The organism is Marinitoga sp. 1154 (assembly GCF_013363285.1).
Taxonomy (GTDB): Bacteria; Thermotogota; Thermotogae; order Petrotogales; family Petrotogaceae; genus Marinitoga.
Genome location: NZ_LBFB01000001.1, coordinates 99,282 through 125,538 on the forward strand (window position 1 = coordinate 99,282; position 26,257 = coordinate 125,538).

The following is a 26,257-nucleotide window of genomic DNA, read 5'->3' on the forward strand; positions in this document are numbered from 1 at the left end:
AAACAAAAGGCATCCTCAATATTTGTAGGATGCCTTTTATAAATGAATATTCATTTTATAGAATAATTAGGAGCCTCTTTTGTAATTGAAATATCATGAGGATGACTTTCTTTAATACTTGAAGAGGTTATTTTTATAAATTCGGCTTTCTCATGTAAATCATCAATATCTTTTGCGCCAATATACCCCATTCCCGATTTTAGCCCACCTAATAGTTGATATACAACTTCTTTCACTTTACCCTTATAAGGAACCATTCCTTCAACACCTTCTGGAACAAGTTTATCCGTATTAGTTATATTCTCCTGAAAATATCTATCTTTACTGCCTTTTTTCATTGCACTAATTGATCCCATACCTCTATATGTTTTATATTTTCTCCCTTGATATAATATAGTTTCTCCTGGTGCTTCATCTGTTCCGGCAAAAAGACTACCTAACATTACAGTATTTGCACCCGCAGCTAATGCTTTCACAATGTCACCTGAATATCTTATTCCTCCATCAGCAATTACAGGAATATTATATTTTTTTGCAATAGATACTACATCTAAAATTGCAGTTAATTGTGGAACTCCAATACCAGCAACAATTCGAGTTGTACATATTGACCCAGGACCTATTCCTACTTTTAAAGCATCAGCTCCAGCTTTTATCAAATCATACGCTCCCTCTTTTGTTGCAATATTACCAGCAATAATTGGTATCTTTGGAAATTCTTTTTTTAACATTTTTAATGTATCAATAATTTTTTTTGAATGTCCGTGTGCTGAATCCAGCACCAATACATCAACATTGGCTTTTATTAATGCATTGGCTCTTTCTAAAGCATCAGAAATCCCTATTGCCCCGCCAACTAATAATCTCCCCTTTTCATCTCGAGATGCATCAGGATGTTCTATAATTGATAGTATATCTTTTATTGTTATTAATCCTATTAGTTCATTTTTTTCATTTATTATCGGTAATTTTTCTATTTTATTTTGATGTAATATTTTTTTAGCTTCTTTTATTGTTATATGTGGTCCGGCTACTATTAACTCCTTAAATGGAGTCATCAATTCTTTAGCTTTTTTTGATAAATTTGTTTCAAAACGCATATCTCTATTGGTTAATATACCCAATAATTTATTTTTTTTATCAACAACAGGAAGACCTCCAATTTTATACTCATGCATTAAATTTTCTGCTTCACAAATAGGGGTATCAGGATATATTGTTATTGGATCATATATTATACCATTTTCCGATTTTTTAACTTTTTCAATTTCATGCACCTGTTCTTCTATTGACATATTTTTATGAATTATACCAATTCCGCCTACATGAGCCATTGATTTTGCCATTTGGCTTTCAGTAACAGTATCCATTGCTGCGGATAAAAATGGAGTTTTTAAATATATATCTTTTGTTAGCAATGATTTTGTATTCACCTGTGATGGAGTAATTTCACTATACTTGGGGAGTAATAATACATCATCAAAAGTTAATGTTTCTCTAAACATAATATATCTCCTTTCATTCCCATTCAATTGTTGCGGGTGGTTTTGAAGTTATATCATAAACAACTCTACCTATTCCTTTTACTTCATTTGTAATTCTATTAGAAACCTTTTCTAATATTTCATATGGAATTTTTGACCAATTTGCTGTCATTCCTTCAACGCTATCAACACTTCTTATGGCAAGAACATAATCATAATTTCTTTCATCTCCAACTACCCCAACTGTTCTTATCGGAGTTAATACAGTAAATGCCTGCCACACATTGTCATACCAATTATATTTTTTTAATGTTTCTATAAATATAGAATCTGCTTTTTTTAATATATTCAATTTTTCATCTGTAATTTCTCCTATTATCCTAATTGCCAATCCAGGACCTGGAAATGGATGTCTATTTAATATGTGATCCGGTATTCCCAATATTTTACCAAGTTCTCTTACTTCATCTTTAAATAAATTTCTTAGTGGTTCTATTATTTTTAAATCTATATTTTCTGGTAATCCGCCAACATTATGATGACTTTTTATTTTTGCTGTATTTTTCCCTGAAGCAGCACTTTCTATAACATCAGAGTATATTGTTCCCTGAATTAGATATTCAAATTTTCCTTTTGCCTCTACTTCAAAAACCCTTATAAACTCTTCTCCAATTATCTTTCTTTTCTTTTCAGGATCGGTTATTCCACTTAGTTTTTCTAAAAATCTTTTTTTAGCATCAATTATGTTTAAATTTATTCCCATTAATTCTTTGAATATATTTTTCACATCTGTTTCTTCATTAAGCCTTAATAAACCATGATTTACAAAAACAGCTTTTAAATTAGTTCCTATTGCTTTGTGAACAAGTACCGCTGCTACAGAAGAATCAACTCCTCCAGAAAGTGCTATTATTGCTTTTTTGTTTTTTATTTCATTTTTTATTTCCTTTATTTTCTCATCAACAAAATAATTCAAAGACCAATTCTTTTCTAATTTTGCAATTTTAAAAAGAAAATTTTCTATAATTTTATTCCCATATTCAGTGTGTTTAACTTCTGGATGAAATTGAAGTCCATATATATATTCTGAAAATTTTATAGCCGCATTTATATTATTTTTTGTTTTAGCTATGACTTCGCTATTTTCAGGTAATTCGGTAACGGAATCACCATGACTCATCCATGTTGTTATTTTAGATTTCATTCCGTCAAATAATGCGCCTTTTAAATTTCCTATTTCTGTTTTACCATATTCTGAAATTTCTGTTTTTTCAACTTTCCCCCCGAATTTTTTGCTTAATAACTGGAATCCATAACATATCCCTAATATAGGTTTATTAGATTTTAAAATCCATTCAGATAGTAAAATAGCATTTTCATCATTTACACTCATTGGACCACCGGATAAAATTATTGCTCCGATATCTCCTTCTGCTTTTTCATCATGCTGTATAACTTCAGAATATATACCCAATTCTCTCACTCTACGCGCTAATAATTGTGTATATTGAGAACCATAATCAATAATAAGTACTTTTTTCATATACACCTCCTAATAAAAAACGCTCCTCTATAAGAAAAGAGGAGCGTATATTATACACCTACCCCTTTTCCTATAGTCGAATGGTTTACGGCCATTCGGTAGAAACTTCCAGTCCATATTACTGGAATTATATAGGAAAAGTTTTTCATAGTATTAATTTTTATGTATTATAACAACAAAAAACGTTGATTACTTTTCTTTATGGTTAAAAAAAGGTTAATCAGAATATTACATAGTATTTCTAACATACATTAAATATTCTATATTTCCTTCTTTACCTTTTATTGGGGATTCAACTATCCCTAAAATTAAAAATCCTTTTTCCTCAAATACTTTTATAACATTATTTATAGCTTCTTTTCTGAATTTATTTTCTTTTACAACACCTTTAATTAATTTTGATGGTTCCAATTCAAATTGTGGTTTTATTAATACTACTCCTTCTGCGTTATCTTTTATTATTTTTTTTATAGAATCAATAATTTTTGTTATAGATATAAAGGATACATCACATGTAAAAAAATCAATTGGTTCAAAATCATCTTTTTTTAAATATCTTGCATTTGTATTTTCCATTAATATAATTTTTGAATTATTTCTTAACTTTTTGTGCAATTGATTAGTACCAGAATCGATTGCATATATTTTTTTTGCCTTATTTTCCAGTAATACCTGTGTAAACCCACCTGTTGAAGAGCCAATATCCATACATATTTTTTGATTTACATTGATTTTAAATTCATCAATTGCTTTTAATAATTTATAAGCAGCTCTACTTACATATTTTTCCGATTCAATTAATTCCACTCTATCTTCTATTTTTACTTTTTTTGATGGTTTTAATATTATTTTATCATTTACTTTTACTTTTCCATCTTTTATTAATCTGTGTGCTTTTTCTCTTGACTCTGTATAATTGTTTTTTACTAAAAATTGGTCTAGTCTGATTTCCATCATTATTCCTCACTTACTTTTTTTACTACTTTTATTTTGTTATTCTGTATAATAATACTTTTATTTTTCAGATATATAGTTTTCTCTGTATAAATTTTTATAGTATTTTTTATTTCCAGATTTTGATTATCATTATATAATCCACCCGTTTTTAAATCAATTATATATCTTTTCCCACCAAATGTACTTACAAATAATTTATTATTTTCATTTGTTATAGAAGCTGGAGATCTTCCCATATCTTTAATTATATTTCTTAAACCCATCGTTAGAATTTCACCATATGAGGTTATTATATATATTGTGTAATTATCTTCATATGCATATATCGGCATCCCATGAAACTGAATCCCTTTATTTTTTTCTAAAATTCCATATGGCGAAACAAATAAGCTATTTTCTTTTACTATAATATTATCATCACTTTTAGATATCCATACACTTTTATTTTTTCCAGTTATTTCTACTCCGCTTTTTAAATCAAAAATTCCTACTATTTTTTCAAACTCTATTTTTTTTGTTATTGTTTCAGAAGTTAGATATACTGTGTATTCATTATAAATATTTTCAAGATTAAATTTTAATGTTTCATATGGTGTTTCTAAAGTATAAATATTAGGAGGTAAAGATATTCTATTATTTATTTCTATATGTTTTCCATTTAATGTCGCATCTCCTGTATAACCTATAAAATTAACTTTTATCCATCTTTCAGGAACTTTTTGAAAGGTATTACCTATAGATAATCTAATCGGTACTTCAATTTCAAAATTATCTTTTAATATTTTCACTTTAAATTGTTCTGACCAATTAAAAAAAGCAGAAGAAACAATATTACCTGTCTCATCAAATATCTGGCAATCATTTGCTATTAGATAAATTCTTCTTATGAATTCATTTTTAAAAATTTCTTTTATTATTTTTTTATATTCATCTAAATATCCATTATATTGTTTATTATTATATTCAATAATAATATTTGAGGCTTGAACGGTTATTTCAAACTTTTTTGAACTTGTTGATGGAGGAGTTTCAATGTCAGCATATTTATAAACTTCATAAAATATGTTGGAAAACAAAGAAGTAGGGCCTTTGTATATTAGCCCTATTTTTTCTTTCGAAAATATTATAATTGAAATTAAAACAACACCGAGTAAAAATACAAACCTTGCGGTGGTGCTGATGCTGGCGCTTTTGATCGGCTTTTCGCCTCCAATATTTCTTTTATATATTCTGGATTCCAACTTTCTGTTCCCACCTTTACCAAAGCACCTACAATATTTCTTACCATTCTTCTCAAAAATGACTGTCCCTCTACTCTTATTAATATTATATTATTTTTCATTTTTAAAATTCTGATTCTATATATGGTTCTTACAGGGTTTCTTTCATCATTGCCTGTTTTAAAAGTCGTAAAATCATGTTCTCCTTCTAAATGTTTTGCAGCTTCTCTCATTTTATTAATATTTAAATTGTATGGAAACCACCATACCCTATCTCTTAAAAATATGTTTGGCTCGTTATTTTGATAAATATAATAATGATAAATCCTTTTTTTTGCTTCGTGCCGTGGAGAAAATTTTTTGCGAACATCAAATACACTACGAACATATATATCTTCTGGTAAATTGGCATTCAATGCATCTTTTATATTTTTCAAAGTCATTCTTTCGTTTGGAACATCAAAAGCTATAATCTGACCATAGCCATGAACGCCAGTATCCGTTCTTCCGGCTCCCCAGGAAATAATTTTTTGCTTAAATATCCTTTTTAGTGTTTTTTCAAATTCTCCCTGAACTGTTCTTACCTTAGGTTGTCCTTGAAACCCGTTAAATTTTGTACCATCATATGCAACTACTGCAGCAACTCTTCGCATTTTTTACCTCCATTATAATACACCTCTTTCTTTTAAAACACCTGTTTCTAATAATTTATAAGCTATTTCTTTTTCCTGTTTTTCCAATAATTCTATATTTTTTGAAAATAATTTTTCATATATTCTAATTAGATATAAATTAGCAAATTTAGAAATGTACATTTTCAAAGTTTCTTTATGTGTGTCATCTATATCTTTAACAAATGTTTCAAGCCAATCTTCATAGTTTTCTCTTACTTTTTTTGTTTTTATAAGCGCATTAAACTCATGTATTGTTTCATAAAGCCCGATAAATTCTGATATTACCTCTATATAATCACCATATAATTCTCTAATTTCCTCAGAAAGAAAATCTACAAATGAAACTTTTAAATATGAAGCAATTCTTTTATCAATCTTTAAAAATCTTTTTAATCCTACTAAATTACCTCTTTTTTCTTTTAAAATGAAATAACCTAAAATACCATTATTAAAATTTTTTATATTATTCAGGTCTTCATCGCCATACAATATTATTTTAATAGTTTTATGATCTATGAATTCACATTTTTTGGGAACATAAAAATCTCCATTATTTGTAATTAATAACAGATTAGGTTCCATATTTCCACCTCAAAATTCTATCATTATCTTAATTGCTTCCTTTGCAGAATATATGATTTCTTTTACTTCATTCTCATTCTTACCTTTAACCAATAAATAAAATTTTATTTTTGGTTCTGTACCTGATGGCCTTCCAATAATTTTTAATTTATTACTATAGTTTAATTCAACAACGTTAGATTTTGGAAATTCGTTATTTTCTTTTAAATAGTCTTTTAGCTCTAATAATTTTAAATCCCCTATTTCTGCTGGAGGTAAATCTCTTAACCTTTGCATTATGTTATTTATCTTTTTTAATCCTTCTAATCCTTCAAATGTGAAGGATATGTTTTCTTCGAAATAATATCCATATTTTCTTCTCAATTCTTCTAAATAATTATTCAATGTTTTACCTTCATTAATATTACGAGAAACCATTAATGCAACTAATCCCGCTGCAATTATCGCATCTTTATCTCTTGCATGGTCATTTGCTAAATATCCATAGCTTTCCTCAAATCCAAAAATAAATTTTTTATCTCCTAAACTCGCATGCTTTTCTAATTTTTCACCTATGAACTTAAATCCTGTTAATGTTTCTTCAACATCCACGTTAAAATCTTTCGCTATTGATTTAATCATATCTGTAGTTACTATTGTTTTTATAATAACTCCATTTTCTGGTAATATATTTAAAGATTGCATTCTTGTTAATATATAGTGAGATAACATAATACCTATTTGATTTCCGGTAAAATCAATATATTCTGAATTTTCTTTAATATATATACCAAGCCTATCTGAATCAGGATCAGTTGCCATTACTAAATCGGCATTTTCTTTTTTTGCATATTCCAATGCTAATTTAAATGCATCTTTCTCTTCAGGGTTTGGAACTCTTACTGTAGAAAAGTCTGGATCTGGTATAGCTTGTTTTTCAACTACTTTTAAGTCAAAACCTAATCTACCAAGTAATTCTTTTACAGGTTTTAATCCGGTACCATGTAAAGGAGTATATACAATTTTTATATTATTTTTTAAATGAGGTTCTAAAAATCTCAAATAACTTTCAAGAGTATTTAAATATTCATCAAATACCTCTTCAGATACCCAATTAATACTACCATCATGTAATCCCTGTTTAAATTCTATTGTTTTTATATCTTCAAAGTAGTCAAGTTTATTTATTTCTTTTATTACACTATTTGCAACATCTGGAACAGCTTGAGTTCCATCGGAAGTGTATATCTTATAACCATTATATTCTGGTGGATTATGACTTGCAGTAATTATTATACCCCCTGTAGCTTTCAAATATCTTACAGCAAATGAGAGTATAGGAGTTGCGGTAACTTCTTTAAATATATATACGTTAATGCCGTTTGCAGCTAAAACTGACGCTGCCATCTTTGCAAAATCTAATGAATATTTTCTTGTATCATATGCAATCACTACGGATGGGAATCTACATACTTTTTTTAAATAGTTTGCAAAGCCTTGTGTTGCTCTGGCAACAGTATGTATATTCATTCTATTTGTTCCTACACCAATTTTTCCTCTCAAACCACCAGTTCCAAATTCTAAATCTTTAAAGAAACTATCTAAAACTAAATCTTTATTATTTTTCATTTTTTCCATCTCTAATTTTAAAGAAGAATCAGCATATTTAAACCATAATTCAAACTTTTCAGCTGCTATATCCTCTATGCTTTTCATAATTCCTCCTCCTTGTTATTCTATTTACAATGATATTATAACACAAATTTATTATATTTAGTTTTCATCAAAATTTTAAGGTAAATTAAAATTGCAACAAGCAGCCAAAGGCTGCTTGTTGTCTTTAAAATTTAAAATAATTTTTGATCGGGAAAATAAGAAATTTCAAATTTTTCATTTACACCTATTACGTCTATTCTTGTTTCATCGAAATCAACAGAAGTATGTTTAATAAAAATATTAGCAACAGCTATAATTTTTTTTAATTTTTTATAATTTACTCTATATGCTGGATTTTCTAAATAATCTTTTCCACCTTTAACTTCAATAAATACTAAACATTTTCCATCAAGTGCTATTATATCAATCTCACCAATTCTTGTGGTGAAATTTTTTTTTAATATTTTAAATCCTTTTTTCTGTAAATATTTTATAGCTGCTAATTCATATTTTTTCCCTTTATCGTTCATATTAACTTTGAATACCTGGTACTTTTAATAAATTATCTTTTTTTTCGGGAAATTCATTTACTATATTTTTAATAAATTCCGATGTTTTTTCAATATCTTCATGAAAAATATTTTTTAATATTTTTTCAATTGGAGAAAATAGAGGCTCAACATTTTTTATATTCACTTCATCTATCATTTCCATATATTTTAGAATTTCATTTAAATCTCTTTTAATTATTTCTTTTTCATCATCAGATAACTCAATCATCGATAATTTTTCTAATTTTTTTATTAATTCATCATTGACATCAATCATTTTAATTCCTCCTAAATTAAAATTAATTCCACATAAATTGCAGAAAGTATAAGATTGGATATTACTATAAGGAAAGCATATTTGAAAAACTCCAGGAATTTTATTTCCTCATTTTTAAATTGTTTCAACATTGCTAAAGCTACTATATTAGCTGATGCACCAATGGGGGTGAAATTTCCACCTAAACATGCCCCCAGTGATAAAGAATACCATAATGGATCTAAGTTAGAAAAAATTGCTGGATTTATATATTGCAAATTTTTTATAACAGGAATTAATGTTGCAGTAAAAGGAATATTATCAACAAAACCTGAAATGACTCCCGCAATTCCTATAAGCATCATAGCAAAACTTCTCATGGAATTACCGGCAATATCAACCAAAAAATAAGTAAAATCCTTTAAAATTCCTGTTTGAACTAAACCACCAGTCATAATAAATAATCCAAAGAAGAATAGAATTGTACCCCATTCAACTTCTTTCAAAATCTCTTCAACTTCATTTCTATCAAGTAATAACAAAGCTAAAAATCCTATAAATAAAGCTATTGTAGAACTTTCCATTTCAAGCTGATGCTGAAAAATAAACAGAAATAAGGTTAATATCAATAAAAACCATGAAATATAAAAACCTTTTTTATTCTTTATTGCAGATTTAGGATCAAATGATTTTATTTTTTCAACTTCAATTTTAAAACCCAATTTTTTCTTAAAAAAAAGTATTGTAAGAATTTGCATTACAAAAAGATTTAAAAAAGATATTGGACCATTGTTTATAAAAAACTCTGTAAAACGCAGTCCTGCAGCACTTGCAATCATTATATTCGGTGGATCTCCGATGATTGTTGCAGTTCCTCCAATATTTGATGCCATAATTTCACCAAAAATAAAGGGTAATGGGTCAACATCCAGCGAATCTGTTATTGCCAGAGTTACAGGAATGAAAACCAGAACAGTTGTAACATTATCTATTATAGCAGACATGAGGGCAACTGTAAATGTTAAACCGAAATAAAGTATATACCCATTTTGATGAAATGCTTTTAAAGTTATTATTCCAAGATACTCAAAAAGTCCACTTTTCTTGATAACAGAAACAAAAATCATCATACCCATTAATAAATATATTGTGTTTACATCAACATAGTTCTTTATAGCTTCTATATGATTTTCAAAAATACCCAATATCATCATAATAGTGGCGCCAAGTATCGCGACAATTGTTCTATTAACTTTTTCTGTAATTAATAATGTATAAGAAAAAAGAAAAATAAATAATGTAATAATGCGTTCCGTAAAATCATCCCCCTATATAATCTTTAATATTACTGATTATATCATTTATTTTAGATGGATCTTTCCCCCCTGCCTGGGCAAAGTCTGGTCTTCCGCCACCTCCACCACCTAATTCTTTTGCGATTTTTCTGGCGATATTTCCAGCATGATACTTTCCTGACAGATCCTTTGTTACTTTTACTATAAAATTAACCTTTTTATCTTTTTTATTAAACAATATAATTATTCCGCTTTTAATTTTATTTTCAGCAATATCGGTTACATTTCTTAAAACGTCAGAAGCAACACCTTCAAATATTTTCATATAAATCTCAATATCATCATATTTTTTTATGGTGAAAACACCCAAAGATTGGGAAGTAAGCTTTTCCTGTAATCTTTTTATCTCTTTTTCCTGCTCTTTAATTTTTTCTAACAGGGTTAAAATTCTTGGAACGATTATTTCTTGAGCTACTTCAAGATGTTCTGAAATAGTATTGATTTTGTTCTCAAGATCATTTACATATTCCAATGTTTTCATTCCAGTTATCGCTTCAATTCTTCTAACTCCAGCTGATACTGCTGTTTCAGATAATATCTTAAATAAACCTATTTCTCCGGTGTAAGAAACATGTGTACCACCACATAATTCTGAACTAAAATCAGCTATTTTTACCACTCTAACTTTGTCACCATATTTTTCTTCAAATAATGCCATTGCATTTTCATTTTTTGCATCTTCAAGAGCTTTTATTTCTGTAATTACCTTTATATTTTCTAATATTTTTTCATTTATTAACTCTTCAATTTTTCTAATATCTTTTTTTGACACTGATTCATAATGCGTAAAATCAAATCTTAGTTTTTCATCAGTAACTAATGAACCAGCCTGTTTTACATGAGCCCCAAGAACTTCTCTCAACGCTTTATGTAATAAATGTGTTGCTGTATGATTTTTCTTTATTGCATTTCTTCTTTTTTTATCTACTTCAAGGGTTGCTTTTTCTCCAACTTTTATTTCTCCATTTAATATTTTACCATAATGTCCTATAACTTCATTGTTTATAATTTTAGTATCTACAACCTTAAATTCAAACTTTTCATTCTTTATTACACCAGTGTCCCCTATTTGCCCACCTTTTTCTGCATAAAATGGAGTTTTTGAGGTAATTACTACTATTTCCTCACCTTTTTTCGCATTTTCCAATATTTCTTCATCTTTTACTATATATAATATTTCGCTCTCATCTTTTAAATTTTCATATCCTGTAAACTCTGTTGTTTTTAATTCATCACCAATATATTTAAAAGCTTTGTTTATTTTTGTATATTCTTTTTCACCAGCAGCATCTCTGGCTCTTTGACGCTGTAATTCCATATATCTATTAAATTCTTCCTCGTCCACAGAAAAATTATTTTCTTCAGCAATTTCTCTGGTTATATCTAAAGGAAATCCATATGTGTCATAAAGTTCAAAAGCAAAACCGCCATCTATTATATTATTTTTAGAATTCTTTATATAATCCATCAATTTCTCAGTACCTTTATCAAGAGTTTCCAAAAATCTTTTTTCTTCAGCTTCCACTATATTTTTTATGAAAGACGCTTTTTCAGAAATTTCTGGATATACATCACCATAATACTCAATAACTACATCTATAATTTCATTCATAAATGGTTCTTTTTTTCCTAATAATGCACCATGTCTCAATGCTCGTCTTAAAATTCTTCTTAAAACATAACCTCTTCCTTCATTTGAGGGTAAAATTCCTTCTGATACTAAAAATGTTACAGCTCTTGAATGATCGGCTATAACCTTTATTGATACATCTGTTTTTTTATCATTTTTAAATTTTATGCCAAATATATTTTCTATTTTATTTATGATTGGTGTAAATAAATCTGTTTCAAAATTATCATAAACTCCCTGTACAGCTGCAGTTATTCTTTCCAATCCTGCTCCAGTATCAATATTTTTTCTTGGTAGGGGTTGTAAATTCCCATTTTCATCTTGATAATACTCTGTGAAAACTAAATTCCATATTTCAACATATCTTCCACAATCATCTTCAGGGGTACATTTTTCTGGATCAGGACATAAATCTTTACGTCCTGTATCATAATATATTTCTGAACTTGGACCACATGGTCCTGTTGGACCTACCGGCCCCCACCAATTGTCTTCTTTTCCAAATCTCATAATTTTGCTTTCTGGTATTCCAATTATATCTTTCCATATATTATATGCTTCATTATCATCATAATAAACTGATACCCATAATTTTTCTGGGGATAATTTCAAAACTTCTGTAAGATATTCCCAGGCAAATTTAATTGCACCTTCCTTAAAATATTCACCAAAAGAAAAATTACCCAACATTTCAAAAAAGGTTTGATGGCTTGCAGTTCTACCAACATTTTCAATATCATTTGTTCTTATACATTTTTGACATGTTGCAATTTTTGTATATGTAGGTTCCATTTTTCCCCAAAATATGGGTTTAAACGGAACCATCCCTGCAACGGTAAACAATAATTGAGGGTCAGATGGAATTAATGGAAAACTTTTCATTATTTTATGACCCTTTTCTTCAAAGTATTTCAAAAATGATTCCCTGATTTCTTTTGAATTCATATAATCCCTCCATTATATACCAAATATTTTCATTAAAAAATAAAATGCTGGTGTTAAATATAATAAACCATCTATTCTATCATACATACCACCATGACCGGGTAATGTCTCGCCAGAATCTTTTAAATTATAACTTCTTTTGTATGATGATTCTGTAAGATCACCTATTGTATCTATTATTCCAACCAGTAATGCGAAAAATATGGCCTGAATTGGACCTATTAAATTCAAGTTAAAATAAGACCTTATATATTCATACAAAATTATATATAAGTAAGTTAATATAATCCCACCAATTAAACCTTCAATACTTTTTTTCGGTGAATAATTTGGAGATAATTTGTGTTTACCAAAATTCAAACCAACAAAAAAAGCTCCTGCGTCATATATCCAAACAGAAGTTAATATTAATATACTTGTAGTCGCACCATAGTTTAAATTTATATGGTAAAAATATGATAAAAATAACGATATTGAAATAAGAGCGAAAACAAAATTTTCTATGGCTATTTTATATTTTTTGGTATCTTTTAGATATATTAAACTTAGTCCTGAAATTGCAATTATCGTTATAATATAAATTGTAATGGGATCAAAAATAAATAATCCAGAATAATAAGCCCTTAATGCGAAACCATATACAGCACTTGTTAATGCCACTATTATAGATAGAAATACTTTATATTCATATTTGAATTCTTTTAATGTCATTTCAAAATATTCTAATGATGTTATTAATATTATTGATGTCGCTAACCCGATAGTTGTAGGTAAAGAAAAAAATGAAAAAACAACAGCTGGCCCGAGAATTATTCCAGATAATGTTCTAATAAATAAATTTTTTTTATTTACTGCCATTATAATCCCTTCTTTCATCTGATTGAATACCACCAAATCTTCTATCTCTGCTTGAAAAATCTTTTATAGCCTTTTCTAAATCTTCTTTGGTAAAATCGGGCCATAATACATCTGTAAAATATAACTCAGAATAAGCAATTTGCCATAATAAAAAATTGCTTATTCTGACTTCTCCAGATGTTCTAATTATTAATTCAGGATCCGGAATATCCGGTAAATAAAGATTATTTGATATATCTTCAATTGAGATCTTTTCTGCTTTTTTTAAAATTAGTTTATTTACCGCATCAACAATTTCACGCCTTCCACCATAATTTACAGCTAAAATGACGTCTATTTTTGTATTATTTTTACTTTTTTCTTCTATTCTTTTGCATACATCATATACTTTATCCGGAAGTTCCTCAATTCTTCCTGTGAATCTAACTCTTACATTTTCTTTTATTATTTTATTTAGTCTTGATTCCAGATATCTTACCATAAGTGAAAAAAGAAAATTTACCTCTTCTTTCGGTCTCTTCCAATTTTCAGTAGAAAAAGAGTATAAGGTTAAATACCTTATACCCATATCAGAAGCCCATTGTATTACATCTTCCGCCACTTTTGCTCCACGTTCGTGACCAACAGTTCTTTTTAAACCTCTTTGCTTAGCCCATCTACCATTACCATCCATTATAATTCCAATATGTTTTGGGATTCTCAAGATTCCATTATCTCCTTTTCTTTTTTGTGGAACACTTCGTCAATTTTGTGTTCATGATCTTTTAATATTTTTTGAATCTCATCTTCCAATTTTCTTGCATCATCTTCCGGTATTTCACCGTTTTTTTGTTTTTCCTTTATAACCTTCATATCTTCTCTTCTGATATTTCTTAAAGCAATTTTAAACTCTTCAGCTAACTCTTTTGCATGTTTTACCCATTTTTTTCTATCTTCAACAGTTGGATTTGGAAATTTCACTCTTACAACTATACCATCAGTTGATGCCATCATACCCAAATTTGCAGCATTAATTGCTTTTTCGATTTTTGAACACAAACTTTTATCCCACGGAGTAATAACAACAGTTCGGTCTTCTCCAACACTTAAAGTTGCTGTTTGATTAATTGGTGTAGGTGTTCCATAATAATCAACTAAAACTTCTTCAAACATGGCTGGAGAAGGTCTTCCAGTTCTGAGTTTTTTATATTCATCTTCAAGATGCTTAACTGTTTTATCCATTTTTGATTTTGCTTCCTTTAAAACGGGATCCTTTAATGACACAATATCCACCTCCATATTTGTATTTATATTAATAATTTTAAATAATATTATTTATAATGTACAAAAAGCATTGTATCATTTATAAATTCAAAATATTCAGGTTTCATATAATCAAAAAAAACTTTTATATTCTTAGGTTCTAAATACCAAAAAGCTCTTGGATCTTTGTTTATTATATTATCATCTAAATTAAATATTACAAATAAATTTTCTGTTATTGTTTTTAAATATTTTAAGTCTTTTATCAAGTCTCTGGAAAATTCCGGATTGAAAAAAACAACTGTATCATATGATTTTTTAAAATTCCTATCTTCGATATACTCTAAATTAGATATTGTAATGTGTTCCTTATTGAAAAACGGATTTATTGAGTTAATCTCTAACAAATTATCTTTTTGTAGTAATTCAGAAAGAATATATTTTAATTTATGATTTTTTAAAGGGTCTGGATATATTAAATTAAAATACTTAGAATATCTCTTTAAATAATTATCTAAATTTTTCATTGCATTATATGTTGGACGTGGAGAAATATAATATAAACCTGTTATTTTAGATTCATACCAGATTTTTATAGGATTTATTACCGGAAGAACAGAAATTATTTCACCTATATTTAATACATTAACTATTTTATCATATTTATTTTCTATTTTTTCTTCAAAATAAAAACCTGTATAATTATAATTCCCACCAGTCAAATCTGCTAAAATAGGGTTTAAATTTAGCGCTTTCTCCAAATATAATTTAGCTTTTTCAAATTCTTTACATTCCTTATAGTAATTATATAATCTCAAACTTACAAAAGCTTTAAAATATTTATTTTTTGTTATTTCAAAAACTTTTAATAATAATGATTCAAACAATTCCTTATTTTCATTTTTTATTTTTAATCCGTATATGAATTTTAATTCAGGAAATATATCTCCAAAATAATAATCAAATAAAGCAATTTCTCGATAATCAAAGATATCTATATTAAAGAATAATTCGGTTTTTTTGCTCATTTCTTCTTTTAATTCAACGTAAGCTGGAATAAGTTCTTCAGGTTCCATATGAGTTAATATATCTTCTATTAATACCTGAACAAATCTGGCAAGTGATTTCTCTAAACTTACCACTTTTTTATATCTCGATTTTGCTTCATTAAATCTTCCGTTTTTTGTAAGAATATCTGCAATTAATAATTCTATTACAGCTTTTTCTTTGTCAGAGCTAATATCTTTTCTCAATCTTCTTATTTTTAATAATAATTCAAGTAGTTGTTCAAAATCTTTATCAAATATATCATCTATAAATGTCAACAAAAAACCTATAATATTTTTTTCATCTTTCAATCTATCAACAAAATATTCTAAAAATAAATATGGGTTTTTATCCTTTGTTTTTTCAAATATTATGTCATATTTTTTTATCGCTTTGTTCGTAGATTGAAGAAAAAATTCAGAATTATTAATTATATTAATATGAATTTCTTTTAGTACTTTTAATAATTTTTGCTTATTATTGTAATTTGTTTCTTTAGCAAACTCATCAAAAATTAAATCATATAACTTTATAATTTTTTCGTTATTTTTTTTATAATTTAATTCTTTTATAATCTTATCTATATCTTTTAAATCTCTCATTTTAACCTTTGCCATAGTTAAAAAAACCAATCCTTCATTTTTTCTAAACAATGATTGCATTGACCATGTAATTTCACCACGTCTATTTTCGAAAATATTTAAATATTTTAAGAAATCCAGAGAAGCTCTCTTTAAATTTTCCCAATCTCTTTTATTAAAATAAACATTCATTAAACCATAATAAGCATCTAAATTCCATCTTGAACCTATTTTAAACCATTTTTCGGCATCATCCCAATATCCTTTATTCATCAATTCTATTCCCCACAAAAACATAAATTCAACAGTCATAGGTATTGGTTTATAATCTTTTTTCTGTACATCTTTTAATAGTTTCTTTGCTATTTTGTATCCAATTTCCATTTTTTCAATGTGTTTTTGAGCAATTGATAATGTTTTCATGTATTGAATTAAATAGTATAAATCATTCGGTTTCTTTTCTAAATACTTTTCAATAAGCGCTAATGTCCTTTCAGTTTTTTGTTTTCTTCTTAATCTCGTCCAGATATATCCGTAATGTAATAATTCAAGATCTACTTTTACATTTTTCCCTTTATATACAGGTTGATTATGAACAATATTTTCATATTTCACCTTACCATTTCTAAAAAATCTTGCTGTGCTTGCAAGTTCATAATTCTTTTTTTCAAAATCTAAAAAATTTACAGTAGGTATATAAACTGCTACTATATCATTTTCTAATGATTTTAAGTATTTTCTGATATTATTTTTCAAATTTTCTGAAGCTTCTTCATCAGCATCAATTATAAATACCCATTCAGATGTTGCATATTTCAACGTTTCATTTCTTGCATCTGAAAAATTTCCATTCCATGGAAAGAAATATATTTTATCTGTATATTTTTTTGCAATTTCAACTGTGTTATCTGTTGATCCTGTATCAACAAAAATTATTTCATCACAAAAATCTTTTATACTGTTCAAGCATCTTTCTATATTCTGTTCTTCATTTTTTGCCATTATACATGCGCTTATCAAACCTTTTTTCATGAAAAATCCCCCATTCAAAACAATTTTAATATATTATTTTTTCTCGTTTTTTCATCTGAGTTATCTTCGTAAATTATATCAATTTTAATCAGATGATTTGTTAAAGTAGAATATAATAATTCAAGAATTGTAGAACTGTTTTTAACTATTTGATATTCCAATAGATTTTCTTTTTCATATAAAATTTTTATATAATCATCTTTTTCATTTATTTTGGCATTTTTTAATGCAAAATATAAACCTAAATTCATTTTTTCTTTTTTATTTAACAATATATCAAGCACTTTAGAAGTCAATTTTTCTGTGGTATTATTAATATTTTCTTTGTAAGTTTTTATATTAGAAAGATTTATTTCTTCATCCTTTTCATGATAGATTCCAGAAGATAATAATAATACATTTACATCAAATAGTATTTTTTTATTTTCAGAATATTTTATTTCTTTCAGTAATTCTGATAATTTTTTTGCTATGTATAAGTTTTTCTCTAATGTTTCATTATTACGAATATTATTTAATATATACTCTAAAATTTCTTCCAGAAAAACTTCAATTTCTTTTCCTTCATTAAAAATCATAGAAGATATATTCAATAATTTTTCATTATCTTTTTTATATATTGCATTTAAAAAATCCTTTACTATTTTTTCATCAAATAAACCCAATATTTTTATTACATCATTCTGAGTAATATCAGTATTTGAGAATTTCAAAAGTTGTTCTAAAAGAGATAATGCATCTCTTGCTCCACCTTTTGCTTTTTTGGCAATTAAATTAGCTGCATCTTCGGTAATATTTCTATTCTCTTTTCTGGAAATATTTATAATATGCTTTGAAATTTCTGCTTCAGAAATATTTTTAAATTGCAAAACTTGAGCTCTTGATATTATTGTTTCTGGTACCTTTTCAAGATTTGTTGTAGCTAATATAAATATTACATGTTCTGGTGGCTCTTCTAAAGTTTTCAAAAGAGCATTAAATGCCTCTTTTGTTAACATATGAAATTCATCAATTATATATACTTTATACTTACCCGAAACCGGCCTAAAATTAGCTGCATCTCTAATTTTTCTAATTTCATCTATTCCTCTATTAGAAGCGGCATCAAGTTCAATAACATCCATAAAACTACCATTATTTATTGCTATACATTTTTCACATGAATTACATGGATTATGACCATTTGGATTTTCACAATTTAATACTTTACTTAAAATACGTGCAGTTGTCGTTTTACCAGTTCCTCTAGGGCCAGAAAATATATATGCATGTGAAATTTCATTTTTTTCTATAGATTTTTCAAAGTATTTTTTGATATGTTCCTGTCCAATTAGTTCTTCAAAGGTTGAAGGTCTGTATTTTCTATATAAAGTAATCATTCAATCTCCTCCTGATAAATTGTCAGTTAAATTATATCATATTATTTCAAAAATAAAAAGGGGAATCCTCCCCTTTTTAAGTATTGACACACTTTTCAAGAGCTAAAACTATTTCACAATCAAATTTTTTGGGACAATTATCTTTCAACATTTTTAAAACCCTGTCTTTTGGCCATGGCTCTTTATATACTCTTTTTGCAGTTAATGCATCATAAATATCCGCAACAGCTAAAATTTTACCAAATAATGATATTTTATCTTCTGTTTTATTATAAGGATATCCGCTTCCATCCAATTTTTCATGATGTTCAAGAGCACCTAAAGGTATATTTTTGGATATAAAATCTATTTCTGATAATAATTTTGCTCCAATAATTGTATGAGATTGAATTATTTTAAATTCTTCTTCAGTAAGTTTAGATGGTTTATTCAATATTTCATCAGGTATCCCGATTTTTCCAACATCATGTAAAAGTGCTGCAATTTCCAACTCTTCTAATAGAGAATCATTAAATCCCAATTTTTTCCCGATTTTAATTGCAAGATCCGATACATTTTTTGAATGAGTATGGGTATAATTATCTCTCAAATCTATTGCCGTTGCAACTGCAAGAATAATACCTTTAATTGTACTACTTAAATCATCATATATTTTTGAATTCATCAATTTATTTGATATCAATGAAGAAAAAAGTTCTATTATATGTTTATCTTCTAAGGTATAATTATCTTCTTTTTTATTGACAGTTTTTTTATTGACAGCTTCTAAAACACCTATAACCTCGTTTTCAAAAAACAACGGAGTAGCAATTAAATTTTTTGTTTTATATTTAGCCTTTTTATCTGTTTTTTTAAAATGTAAAGGATTATTTTGCGCATCATTTATTATTATAGTTTCCTTTTTTTTGAAACATTCTCCAGCAATAGAACCTTCAATTGGCACATCTATTGTTTCTATATTTCCACTGGCACCACCAGAAGTAATATAGAAGTTTAACATTTTTTTATTTTCATTATAAAGTAATATTGATGCGCCATCTGAAGATAACAATTCTCTTAAGGCCTCTTCTGTGTATTTTAATACAGTTTCTAACTTAAAATTACTACTAATTAATTTTAAAGTTTCTAAAATATGCCTGCCTTTAAATTTCATATTTATAGCATCTGTATAATCAAAACCATTAAAAAAATTTTTTAATGTTATTATTTCAAGTTGTGTTAATTCCCTTTCTGCATAAATTTCTACATTCTCATCAATTTCTATAAAAAAATCTGTTATTTCCCCATAAAGCTTATCATTAATTTTTAAACCTTTTAACTCAAACTTTTGTATTGCAATATCTACCATTTTTAGAACTCCTTTGTTTCAAAATTAAGCGTATATTCAAATTTTTGTTTTTTCATATTATAGGTTATAGAATATATTACACCAGAATTTTCTAAAATCGGGTAATAAATAAAGCCCTGTAAATTTGTATTATTATTCAAAAAGACATTTTCAACTGTGCTATCTTCTAAAAAATTATATTGCATATAACTAAATCCTGCTGTAAGTTGTGGAATTCCACCTAATGATGGTATATTTAAAGTCATCTGGCCTGTTAATAAGCTATCTCTATTCTCGCTAAATAGTTTATTATAATTAATTAATATATTTAAATATGGAGAAATTGAAAAAACGGATTTTCCAACTATGCCAAAAGATGATTTGTTATTTAAATTCATATATATACCATTTGCAGAATTGTATTCATAATACGGATTAAGATATTCCATATTAAAACCATCTGACAAATAATTTATTCCAAGCATAAATTGAAAATAAGGAGGGAAGTTTATAATAGGCCCAGCAAGAAGACCATATACTATTGTTCCATCATTGGTTAAAACTACATCACCTTCTACTCCAAGCCTAAAAAATAGAATATCTTTATATATTGTTGTTAAATATGCCTGGTTAAATTCATTTTCCGGTTTTTCTTTATTAAGATTCATTATAGCAGTAACTTCTATGTTGAATATACTTAAATCTGCATCGAGATACGCAAAAAATACATTTGATGTTTGTTGATAATTAAACGGTATTAGTGATGTTATTTCATAAGGAACATGTCCTCCAATCTTAATATTTCCGAATCTAAGTTCAGTATCAATTACTCTGGAGTAAGGTATAGTATAATTATTCATAAAAAGCCCTAATCCTTTTGTATAAGACTGACTTATACCATATCTAATATAAAATGTAGAAAAATCAAATTTTAAATAATTAATAGATAAAGCGCTTAAAATATTCTCTGAAGGAGATGAATTTTCAGTTGGAAGACCATAATATAACGGACTATCTATATCTTCTTGATAAGCATTAAAACCAATTCCTATTCCAAAAGGACCAAAATCGAAATTTGGTGCAAAAGAATATACTAAATAACTATTAACTCCTTTTTGCTGTTTACCAAAAGAAATATTTCCTATATTTGCTTTAGTTGTCTGCTGCTCTTCAGCTTGCTTTGTTTTTTCTTCAGATTTTTTTTCTGGTTGTTGTTCTTCTGAAGGCTGCTCTTCAGTTTTAGGAGAAATTTCATTCTCATAATTTTCTAATGGTTTATCTAAATTTTGAATATTTGGTTTTGGTTGTTGCGGAGAATAACTAAACATATTACCTGCAGTTACAGGAAATAATTGATTATTAACCATTGTATATACTGTGCCTTCAAATGTCCTGATTTTAGTATTACCATTAATATTTTCAAATCCAAATTCTGTACCTCTAACTCCTGCAACTACAGAACCAGAACCAACCAGATATTTTGATCCTGGAGCCAAAATTTCTTTGATTTTATTAATTGTAGCTCCTTTTTTTAATTCATATTCGATATCAATATCTCCACTTTCTGAAACTCTTAAACGTTTGATATATAATTGTGTATCAGCAGCTACTTTAATTTCTATATTTAAATTAGGTTCTTTTAAATGCACAAAACCATTTTCTAATGTTAATAGTTCTGATTTTTCCTGGATTACAGTTTTTGTTGCAAGAGAATCCCAAACATCATTATTTGGTTTTTTATATAATACATTACCTTTCTTTTCTAAAATAACTAATTTCGTTTCTGGTATATCTATTTTTTCTTCAACAACTTTTAGTTTAAGCATTTTTTCAAAAGTTTTATCTTCATTAAAAAAAGTAATAGTTGTTTCTGCAGGAATCAATGGTGCTAAGAAAGTAAGATTTGCTTTTCCATCAACTAAATCAAATCCATCAAATAGTATAAATGGGTCATCAAAACCTCCACTAGTCACATCAACATACAAATGCGTTAATGTTGACTGATCCGTTGAAACTTCAATTAATACAGATTCTCCTGCATAAACAGTTGTATTTTCAACATTAATAACAACATTTCCAAAAAGTATAGATGTAAAAATCACAAAAAAGAAAATTACCCCTAATTTTTTAAACATAGTTTCACCTCCATATGGTTAAATAAGTAATTATAATACTAAGAGACAATGGTCCTAATTCAGATCTGGTAGTTATTTCATTCTTTTTAAATAATATTAAAATTGAAAACATTACAAACAAAAAAGAGAGTATTAAAAATAATATATTACTATAATACTTTATAAAAGGTAATGTAATTCTGAATATATAGCCTAAATAATCTCTTTTATATGGCATCGAAGAATTATCTATCATATAAAATAAAAGACTTATAAAATACGCATTAAATAATCCTATAGATAATATTTTTGTAAATTCAGGTTTAAGGAGAAATTCATTTTGATTATACATTATACTTACCAATATTAATGAAGAAAAATGCATTACTTGATCCAGTATATAATAGGTATGTGAATTGAAGGCCTTTTTTGCTCTATTTTTGAACTTTAAAGTATCAATTGATAAATGTATTCCTGTTAAAAAAAGTAATATAATAAAATTATATAAGTTTAAAGAAGAGGGTAAGAACAAAATAAACATTGAAATAAAAATTATAAAAATATGCAGAATCAGCACTTTAACTTTAGAATTTTTATAGCGAGCTATATAAGATGTTTGAAAGACATAATCTCCAATTAAATGGGATAATAAAAAATAAAAAAAGATATTTTCAATCACTGTCAACCACCTCTTTTAAAGCATTTACCAATTCAGGATTAAAAAATATATCGCTATAACTATCTATTAATTCTAAAACTTTTGTTTTTGGTAATTTATTTCTATACGGTCTATCTTCTAATAAAGAATAATAAGTATCCAGGAGTCCAATAATTTGAGCCAATAAAGGAATTTTATTTTTTTCGAGCCCCTCTGGATATCCTTCGCCATTCCATTTTTCATGATGATATAATACTATTTTTTTTACCTTATCTGGAATTGTTGGAATTTTTGATACCAATTCATATCCATATAAAACATGCTTTTTTATTAATTGATTTTCTTCTTTAGTTAATTCTTCTTTTTTTGTAAGTATATACTCTGGAATGCCAATTTTACCAATATCAAATATCATGCTTCCAAGTTTGAGATTTTGAATATCTTTTTTTTCTAAATTTAAATATTCTCCTATTTTTATTGCTGATTTTGCAATATTATGACAATGTTTTTCAGCTCCAGGAACACGTGTTTCAAGAATGCTTGTTAATACATTTAACGATTTATCAAGTATTATTTCAAATTTATTTTCCAAAAACGAATTTTCAATTGTCTTTCTTATATAGTCATTTAACTTACATAATATCGCATAATCATATAAATCAAAGCCAATATTTTTTTTCATAATAAAATGCCCAAAAGTTTCATTATCAAAGATTACTGGTAAATATAATTTATCAACATTACAATATATAGATTCTTTTTTTTCTAAATTTGATATTTCAAAATTTATATTTTGAAATAAAGATGACGGTTCGTATATATAAAAACTTATATTATCAAGGTATAATAAGTTTTTTAAAGTTTTTTTAATATTTTCTATAGTCTTTTCAAAAGTTATATTGGGTTTTAATTGTGAAAGAATATCAAATATTTTATTATTTATACTCTCTTTTTTTTTTATTTTACAGAAATTTCTAATCACGTTGTCAAAACTTAATAAATAATCCTCGTCAATATTATCAAAAAAAATTATCTCTACATTATTTTCTTTTTTATATTCCACTTTTATTATTTCTTTTTTTTGTTCTTTTGTATTAACAAACTTTTTATTATTTATGGATATATAATATTCTATATTATTTTTTCTCAAAAAATTTATGTTTTCCAAAATTAAGTTATAATCTTTATTCATCCTTATCTCCTTCCTTAATCTTATATAACTTTAATGGTAATTCTTTACCTTTTACTTTAAAATCACCAATATATTCGAACTTATATTTACTAGATCTTTTTACAATTTCTTCGGTAACAATAAGCCACTCATTTAATTCTCTTGTTAAATGTTCAATCCTGGAGGTAGTATTAACTGTATCCCCTATACATGTATAATCCATTCTGAAATCTGCACCAATATTTCCAATAATTACTTCGCCATAATGCATTCCTATTCCAGCATTCACTTCAAAATCAAATCCCATATTTTTTAGTTCTATATTTATATCTTTTAATTTTTTACGCATATCTAAAGCGCAGGATATTGCCCTATCTACTTCATCACCAAATTCTATTGGAGCTCCAAAAATTGCCATAATTAAATCCCCTATAAACTTATCAATAGTTCCATAATATTTATTTCTTATTATATCGGCCATTTGAGAGAGATAATAATTTAAAAAACGCACAACATCTTCTGGAGATAACTTTTCAGATTTTTCTGTGAAACCAACAATATCAGACATTATTAAAACAACGTTTTTTTTCTCGCCACCTAATTCTGTTTTACCTTGTTCAAGGAGTTTTTGAGCTACAAAATCAGGAACATATTTAAAAAAGAAAGATTTTATTTTCTTTTTTTCTTTTGATTCATTTAAAACTGATTGAACTGTATCTATTGTAGATATACTAAGGGTAGATAATAAAGGATAAAAAGTATCAATCCATATGTTATTTTTGAATAATATGTAAGAAACAAAAATATATGTTATAGGAATTAAAAAAGATATGAGTTTAATATATATTTTTTTGAAAGACGTAAATAATAAAGACAACAAGAGTATAAATACCAAAATAATAATTGTATAAAAAAAGTTTATTCTCGAGATTTTATCCTTGTTTATTAAATTTTGAACTGCTGTTGCATGCAAATAAACACCAGGTTCATTATTTGAAAAAGGTGTAATTCTTAAATCATATAACCCTTTAGCGGTTGCAGAATATCCTAATATTGCAATTTTACCTTTAAAATCATAATTGTCGTATTTGTTACTATAAACCAGATCATAAAAAGAGATGGTATCAAATATATTTTTTCCTTTTCCATAAAAATTCAACAAATAAGAACCATTTTTATCAGTTTTAATATTTTCATTTCCAATTTGAATTTGGTAATTTTTAGGATCAAAAATAAAGTTAGTAATATTATAATTTTTATAAAATGCATACAACATAATATCCATATGTGGAAATAACCCGGTACTATATCCTTTTTCTGCCGCCCACTCTTCTTTAAATATGAGTGGCAAACTTCTGGCTACACCATCAGGATCAAGCTGTCCAATTTCATATGTTGAAGCTGGCACAAGAGAAGAAAATTCAGGAATTGGCGGAATTATTTTATATGCAGTTAAAGGATAAAATAATGGTAAATATTCAGGGTTTTTAAGTTTAAATGAATATTTTAGGTAATATTTATTTTTTTCCAATTCTTTGCGAAACTCAGGATTATATTCATCAAAATTCTTTTTTTCAACAGTTAAATATGTTCCCAATACAACTTTATTGTATTTCCTTAATATAGCAGATAATAATACATCGTCTTTTGATTTCCCATTACTCATTATATTACTTTCCGAAGGTGTTGTAAACGAAACATCAAAACCTACTGCTTTAATTCCAAGCTTGAATAATTTGGCAACCATTCTGGCATAATGTTCTCTATTCCACGGCCACTCATCATTAAATTTAGTAGACATATTTATTAAAGAGTTTTCATCTATTGCAATAATAATCACATCAGTTTTAATTTGATTTTCTCCACGAATTCTATATCTTAAATCTAATGTTTTTAACTCAAAAATTTCAATCCATGGATTGTTTAATAAGTAAGTTATTATATAAATTGATAAAAATAATATAAATAGCATATGGGTTATTTTTAATCTATATTTAAACATTTTCATACTATCAC

The 26,257-nt window shown here is 26.7% G+C and carries 21 protein-coding genes and 1 riboswitch; all 21 genes read right to left on the minus strand.

Annotation, left to right across the window (positions count from 1 at the left end):
- Positions 1-50 precede the first annotated feature (50 nt).
- Positions 51-1,505: an IMP dehydrogenase gene (guaB, locus tag XO12_RS00555; protein WP_175419518.1), complete on the minus strand. Its 1,455-nt coding sequence runs from the start codon at positions 1,503-1,505 to the stop codon at positions 51-53.
- Positions 1,506-1,518: 13 nt separating this feature from the next.
- The gene (gene guaA, locus XO12_RS00560) at positions 1,519-3,027 is read right to left on the minus strand and encodes a glutamine-hydrolyzing GMP synthase (protein ID WP_047264865.1); all 1,509 of its coding nucleotides are present in this window, start codon (positions 3,025-3,027) and stop codon (positions 1,519-1,521) included.
- A 53-nt stretch (positions 3,028-3,080) separates the two neighbouring features.
- Positions 3,081-3,182, minus strand: a riboswitch (purine riboswitch).
- 73 nt (positions 3,183-3,255) lie between these two features.
- Positions 3,256-3,981 carry a TlyA family RNA methyltransferase gene (locus XO12_RS00565; RefSeq protein WP_047264864.1) on the minus strand — a complete coding sequence of 242 codons (726 nt, stop codon included), beginning with the start codon at positions 3,979-3,981 and terminating at the stop codon, positions 3,256-3,258.
- A gap of 2 nt (positions 3,982-3,983) precedes the next feature.
- Positions 3,984-5,225 (minus strand): hypothetical protein, encoded by a 1,242-nt coding sequence (locus XO12_RS00570; protein WP_156166104.1) that lies wholly within the window; start codon positions 5,223-5,225, stop codon positions 3,984-3,986.
- The gene (gene truA, locus XO12_RS00575; protein WP_047264862.1) at positions 5,120-5,857 is read right to left on the minus strand and encodes a tRNA pseudouridine(38-40) synthase TruA; all 738 of its coding nucleotides are present in this window, start codon (positions 5,855-5,857) and stop codon (positions 5,120-5,122) included. The genes XO12_RS00570 and truA overlap by 106 nt, the downstream gene beginning before the upstream one ends.
- Positions 5,858-5,869: 12 nt before the next feature.
- Positions 5,870-6,460, minus strand: coding sequence for a hypothetical protein (locus XO12_RS00580; protein ID WP_047264861.1), 591 nt, complete (start codon positions 6,458-6,460; stop codon positions 5,870-5,872).
- Between the two features lie 9 nt (positions 6,461-6,469).
- Entirely contained in the window at positions 6,470-8,155 is a 1,686-nt protein-coding gene (locus tag XO12_RS00585) for a phospho-sugar mutase (RefSeq protein ID WP_047264860.1), read from the minus strand.
- A gap of 131 nt (positions 8,156-8,286) precedes the next feature.
- On the minus strand, positions 8,287-8,625 hold the full coding sequence (locus XO12_RS00590; RefSeq protein ID WP_047264859.1) for a YraN family protein: 339 nt from the start codon (positions 8,623-8,625) through the stop codon (positions 8,287-8,289).
- Position 8,626: 1 nt separating this feature from the next.
- Complete coding sequence (gatC, locus tag XO12_RS00595; RefSeq protein ID WP_047264858.1) at positions 8,627-8,923, minus strand: Asp-tRNA(Asn)/Glu-tRNA(Gln) amidotransferase subunit GatC; 297 nt, start codon at positions 8,921-8,923, stop codon at positions 8,627-8,629.
- Positions 8,924-8,934: 11 nt separating this feature from the next.
- Positions 8,935-10,209 carry an ArsB/NhaD family transporter gene (locus XO12_RS00600; RefSeq protein ID WP_175419545.1) on the minus strand — a complete coding sequence of 425 codons (1,275 nt, stop codon included), beginning with the start codon at positions 10,207-10,209 and terminating at the stop codon, positions 8,935-8,937.
- Between the two features lie 13 nt (positions 10,210-10,222).
- Positions 10,223-12,832, minus strand: a complete 2,610-nt coding sequence (gene alaS, locus XO12_RS00605; RefSeq protein WP_175419519.1) for an alanine--tRNA ligase — start codon at positions 12,830-12,832, stop codon at positions 10,223-10,225.
- A gap of 12 nt (positions 12,833-12,844) precedes the next feature.
- Positions 12,845-13,690, minus strand: a complete 846-nt coding sequence (locus XO12_RS00610) for a phosphatidate cytidylyltransferase (protein ID WP_047264973.1) — start codon at positions 13,688-13,690, stop codon at positions 12,845-12,847.
- Positions 13,677-14,393, minus strand: coding sequence for an isoprenyl transferase (locus XO12_RS00615; RefSeq protein ID WP_084822577.1), 717 nt, complete (start codon positions 14,391-14,393; stop codon positions 13,677-13,679). The genes XO12_RS00610 and XO12_RS00615 overlap by 14 nt, the downstream gene beginning before the upstream one ends.
- The gene (gene frr, locus XO12_RS00620) at positions 14,390-14,911 is read right to left on the minus strand and encodes a ribosome recycling factor (protein WP_254867655.1); all 522 of its coding nucleotides are present in this window, start codon (positions 14,909-14,911) and stop codon (positions 14,390-14,392) included. The genes XO12_RS00615 and frr overlap by 4 nt, the downstream gene beginning before the upstream one ends.
- A gap of 89 nt (positions 14,912-15,000) precedes the next feature.
- The gene (locus XO12_RS00625) at positions 15,001-17,592 is read right to left on the minus strand and encodes a glycosyltransferase family 2 protein (protein WP_175419520.1); all 2,592 of its coding nucleotides are present in this window, start codon (positions 17,590-17,592) and stop codon (positions 15,001-15,003) included.
- A gap of 14 nt (positions 17,593-17,606) precedes the next feature.
- The gene (gene dnaX, locus XO12_RS00630; protein ID WP_175419521.1) at positions 17,607-18,971 is read right to left on the minus strand and encodes a DNA polymerase III subunit gamma/tau; all 1,365 of its coding nucleotides are present in this window, start codon (positions 18,969-18,971) and stop codon (positions 17,607-17,609) included.
- A 76-nt stretch (positions 18,972-19,047) separates the two neighbouring features.
- The gene (locus tag XO12_RS00635) at positions 19,048-20,319 is read right to left on the minus strand and encodes an HD-GYP domain-containing protein (protein ID WP_175419522.1); all 1,272 of its coding nucleotides are present in this window, start codon (positions 20,317-20,319) and stop codon (positions 19,048-19,050) included.
- Between the two features lie 2 nt (positions 20,320-20,321).
- On the minus strand, positions 20,322-22,433 hold the full coding sequence (locus XO12_RS00640; protein ID WP_175419523.1) for a hypothetical protein: 2,112 nt from the start codon (positions 22,431-22,433) through the stop codon (positions 20,322-20,324).
- Between the two features lie 4 nt (positions 22,434-22,437).
- Positions 22,438-23,091 carry a DUF3307 domain-containing protein gene (locus XO12_RS00645; protein ID WP_047264850.1) on the minus strand — a complete coding sequence of 218 codons (654 nt, stop codon included), beginning with the start codon at positions 23,089-23,091 and terminating at the stop codon, positions 22,438-22,440.
- On the minus strand, positions 23,084-24,262 hold the full coding sequence (locus XO12_RS00650; protein WP_175419524.1) for an HD-GYP domain-containing protein: 1,179 nt from the start codon (positions 24,260-24,262) through the stop codon (positions 23,084-23,086). Before XO12_RS00650 ends, XO12_RS00645 begins: the two co-directional genes overlap by 8 nt.
- The gene (locus XO12_RS00655) at positions 24,255-26,249 is read right to left on the minus strand and encodes a CHASE2 domain-containing protein (protein WP_231580359.1); all 1,995 of its coding nucleotides are present in this window, start codon (positions 26,247-26,249) and stop codon (positions 24,255-24,257) included. Before XO12_RS00655 ends, XO12_RS00650 begins: the two co-directional genes overlap by 8 nt.
- Positions 26,250-26,257 lie beyond the last annotated feature (8 nt).

Excerpts from the sequence above, each read along its gene's own strand:
- XO12_RS00590 (WP_047264859.1), bottom strand. The coding sequence starts at position 8,625 with ATGAACGATAAAGGGAAAAAATATGAATTAGCAGCTATAAAATATTTA.
- alaS (WP_175419519.1), bottom strand. The coding sequence starts at position 12,832 with ATGAATTCAAAAGAAATCAGGGAATCATTTTTGAAATACTTTGAAGAA.
- XO12_RS00580 (WP_047264861.1), bottom strand. The coding sequence starts at position 6,460 with ATGGAACCTAATCTGTTATTAATTACAAATAATGGAGATTTTTATGTT.
- guaB (WP_175419518.1), bottom strand. The coding sequence starts at position 1,505 with ATGTTTAGAGAAACATTAACTTTTGATGATGTATTATTACTCCCCAAG.
- XO12_RS00635 (WP_175419522.1), bottom strand. The coding sequence starts at position 20,319 with ATGGTAGATATTGCAATACAAAAGTTTGAGTTAAAAGGTTTAAAAATT.
- XO12_RS00565 (WP_047264864.1), bottom strand. The coding sequence starts at position 3,981 with ATGGAAATCAGACTAGACCAATTTTTAGTAAAAAACAATTATACAGAG.
- XO12_RS00650 (WP_175419524.1), bottom strand. The coding sequence starts at position 24,262 with ATGAATAAAGATTATAACTTAATTTTGGAAAACATAAATTTTTTGAGA.
- gatC (WP_047264858.1), bottom strand. The coding sequence starts at position 8,923 with ATGATTGATGTCAATGATGAATTAATAAAAAAATTAGAAAAATTATCG.
- truA (WP_047264862.1), bottom strand. The coding sequence starts at position 5,857 with ATGCGAAGAGTTGCTGCAGTAGTTGCATATGATGGTACAAAATTTAAC.
- guaA (WP_047264865.1), bottom strand. The coding sequence starts at position 3,027 with ATGAAAAAAGTACTTATTATTGATTATGGTTCTCAATATACACAATTA.
- XO12_RS00625 (WP_175419520.1), bottom strand. The coding sequence starts at position 17,592 with ATGAAAAAAGGTTTGATAAGCGCATGTATAATGGCAAAAAATGAAGAA.
- frr (WP_254867655.1), bottom strand. The coding sequence starts at position 14,911 with ATGGATAAAACAGTTAAGCATCTTGAAGATGAATATAAAAAACTCAGA.
- XO12_RS00640 (WP_175419523.1), bottom strand. The coding sequence starts at position 22,433 with ATGTTTAAAAAATTAGGGGTAATTTTCTTTTTTGTGATTTTTACATCT.
- dnaX (WP_175419521.1), bottom strand. The coding sequence starts at position 18,971 with ATGATTACTTTATATAGAAAATACAGACCTTCAACCTTTGAAGAACTA.
- XO12_RS00655 (WP_231580359.1), bottom strand. The coding sequence starts at position 26,249 with ATGAAAATGTTTAAATATAGATTAAAAATAACCCATATGCTATTTATA.
- XO12_RS00585 (WP_047264860.1), bottom strand. The coding sequence starts at position 8,155 with ATGAAAAGCATAGAGGATATAGCAGCTGAAAAGTTTGAATTATGGTTT.
- XO12_RS00610 (WP_047264973.1), bottom strand. The coding sequence starts at position 13,690 with ATGGCAGTAAATAAAAAAAATTTATTTATTAGAACATTATCTGGAATA.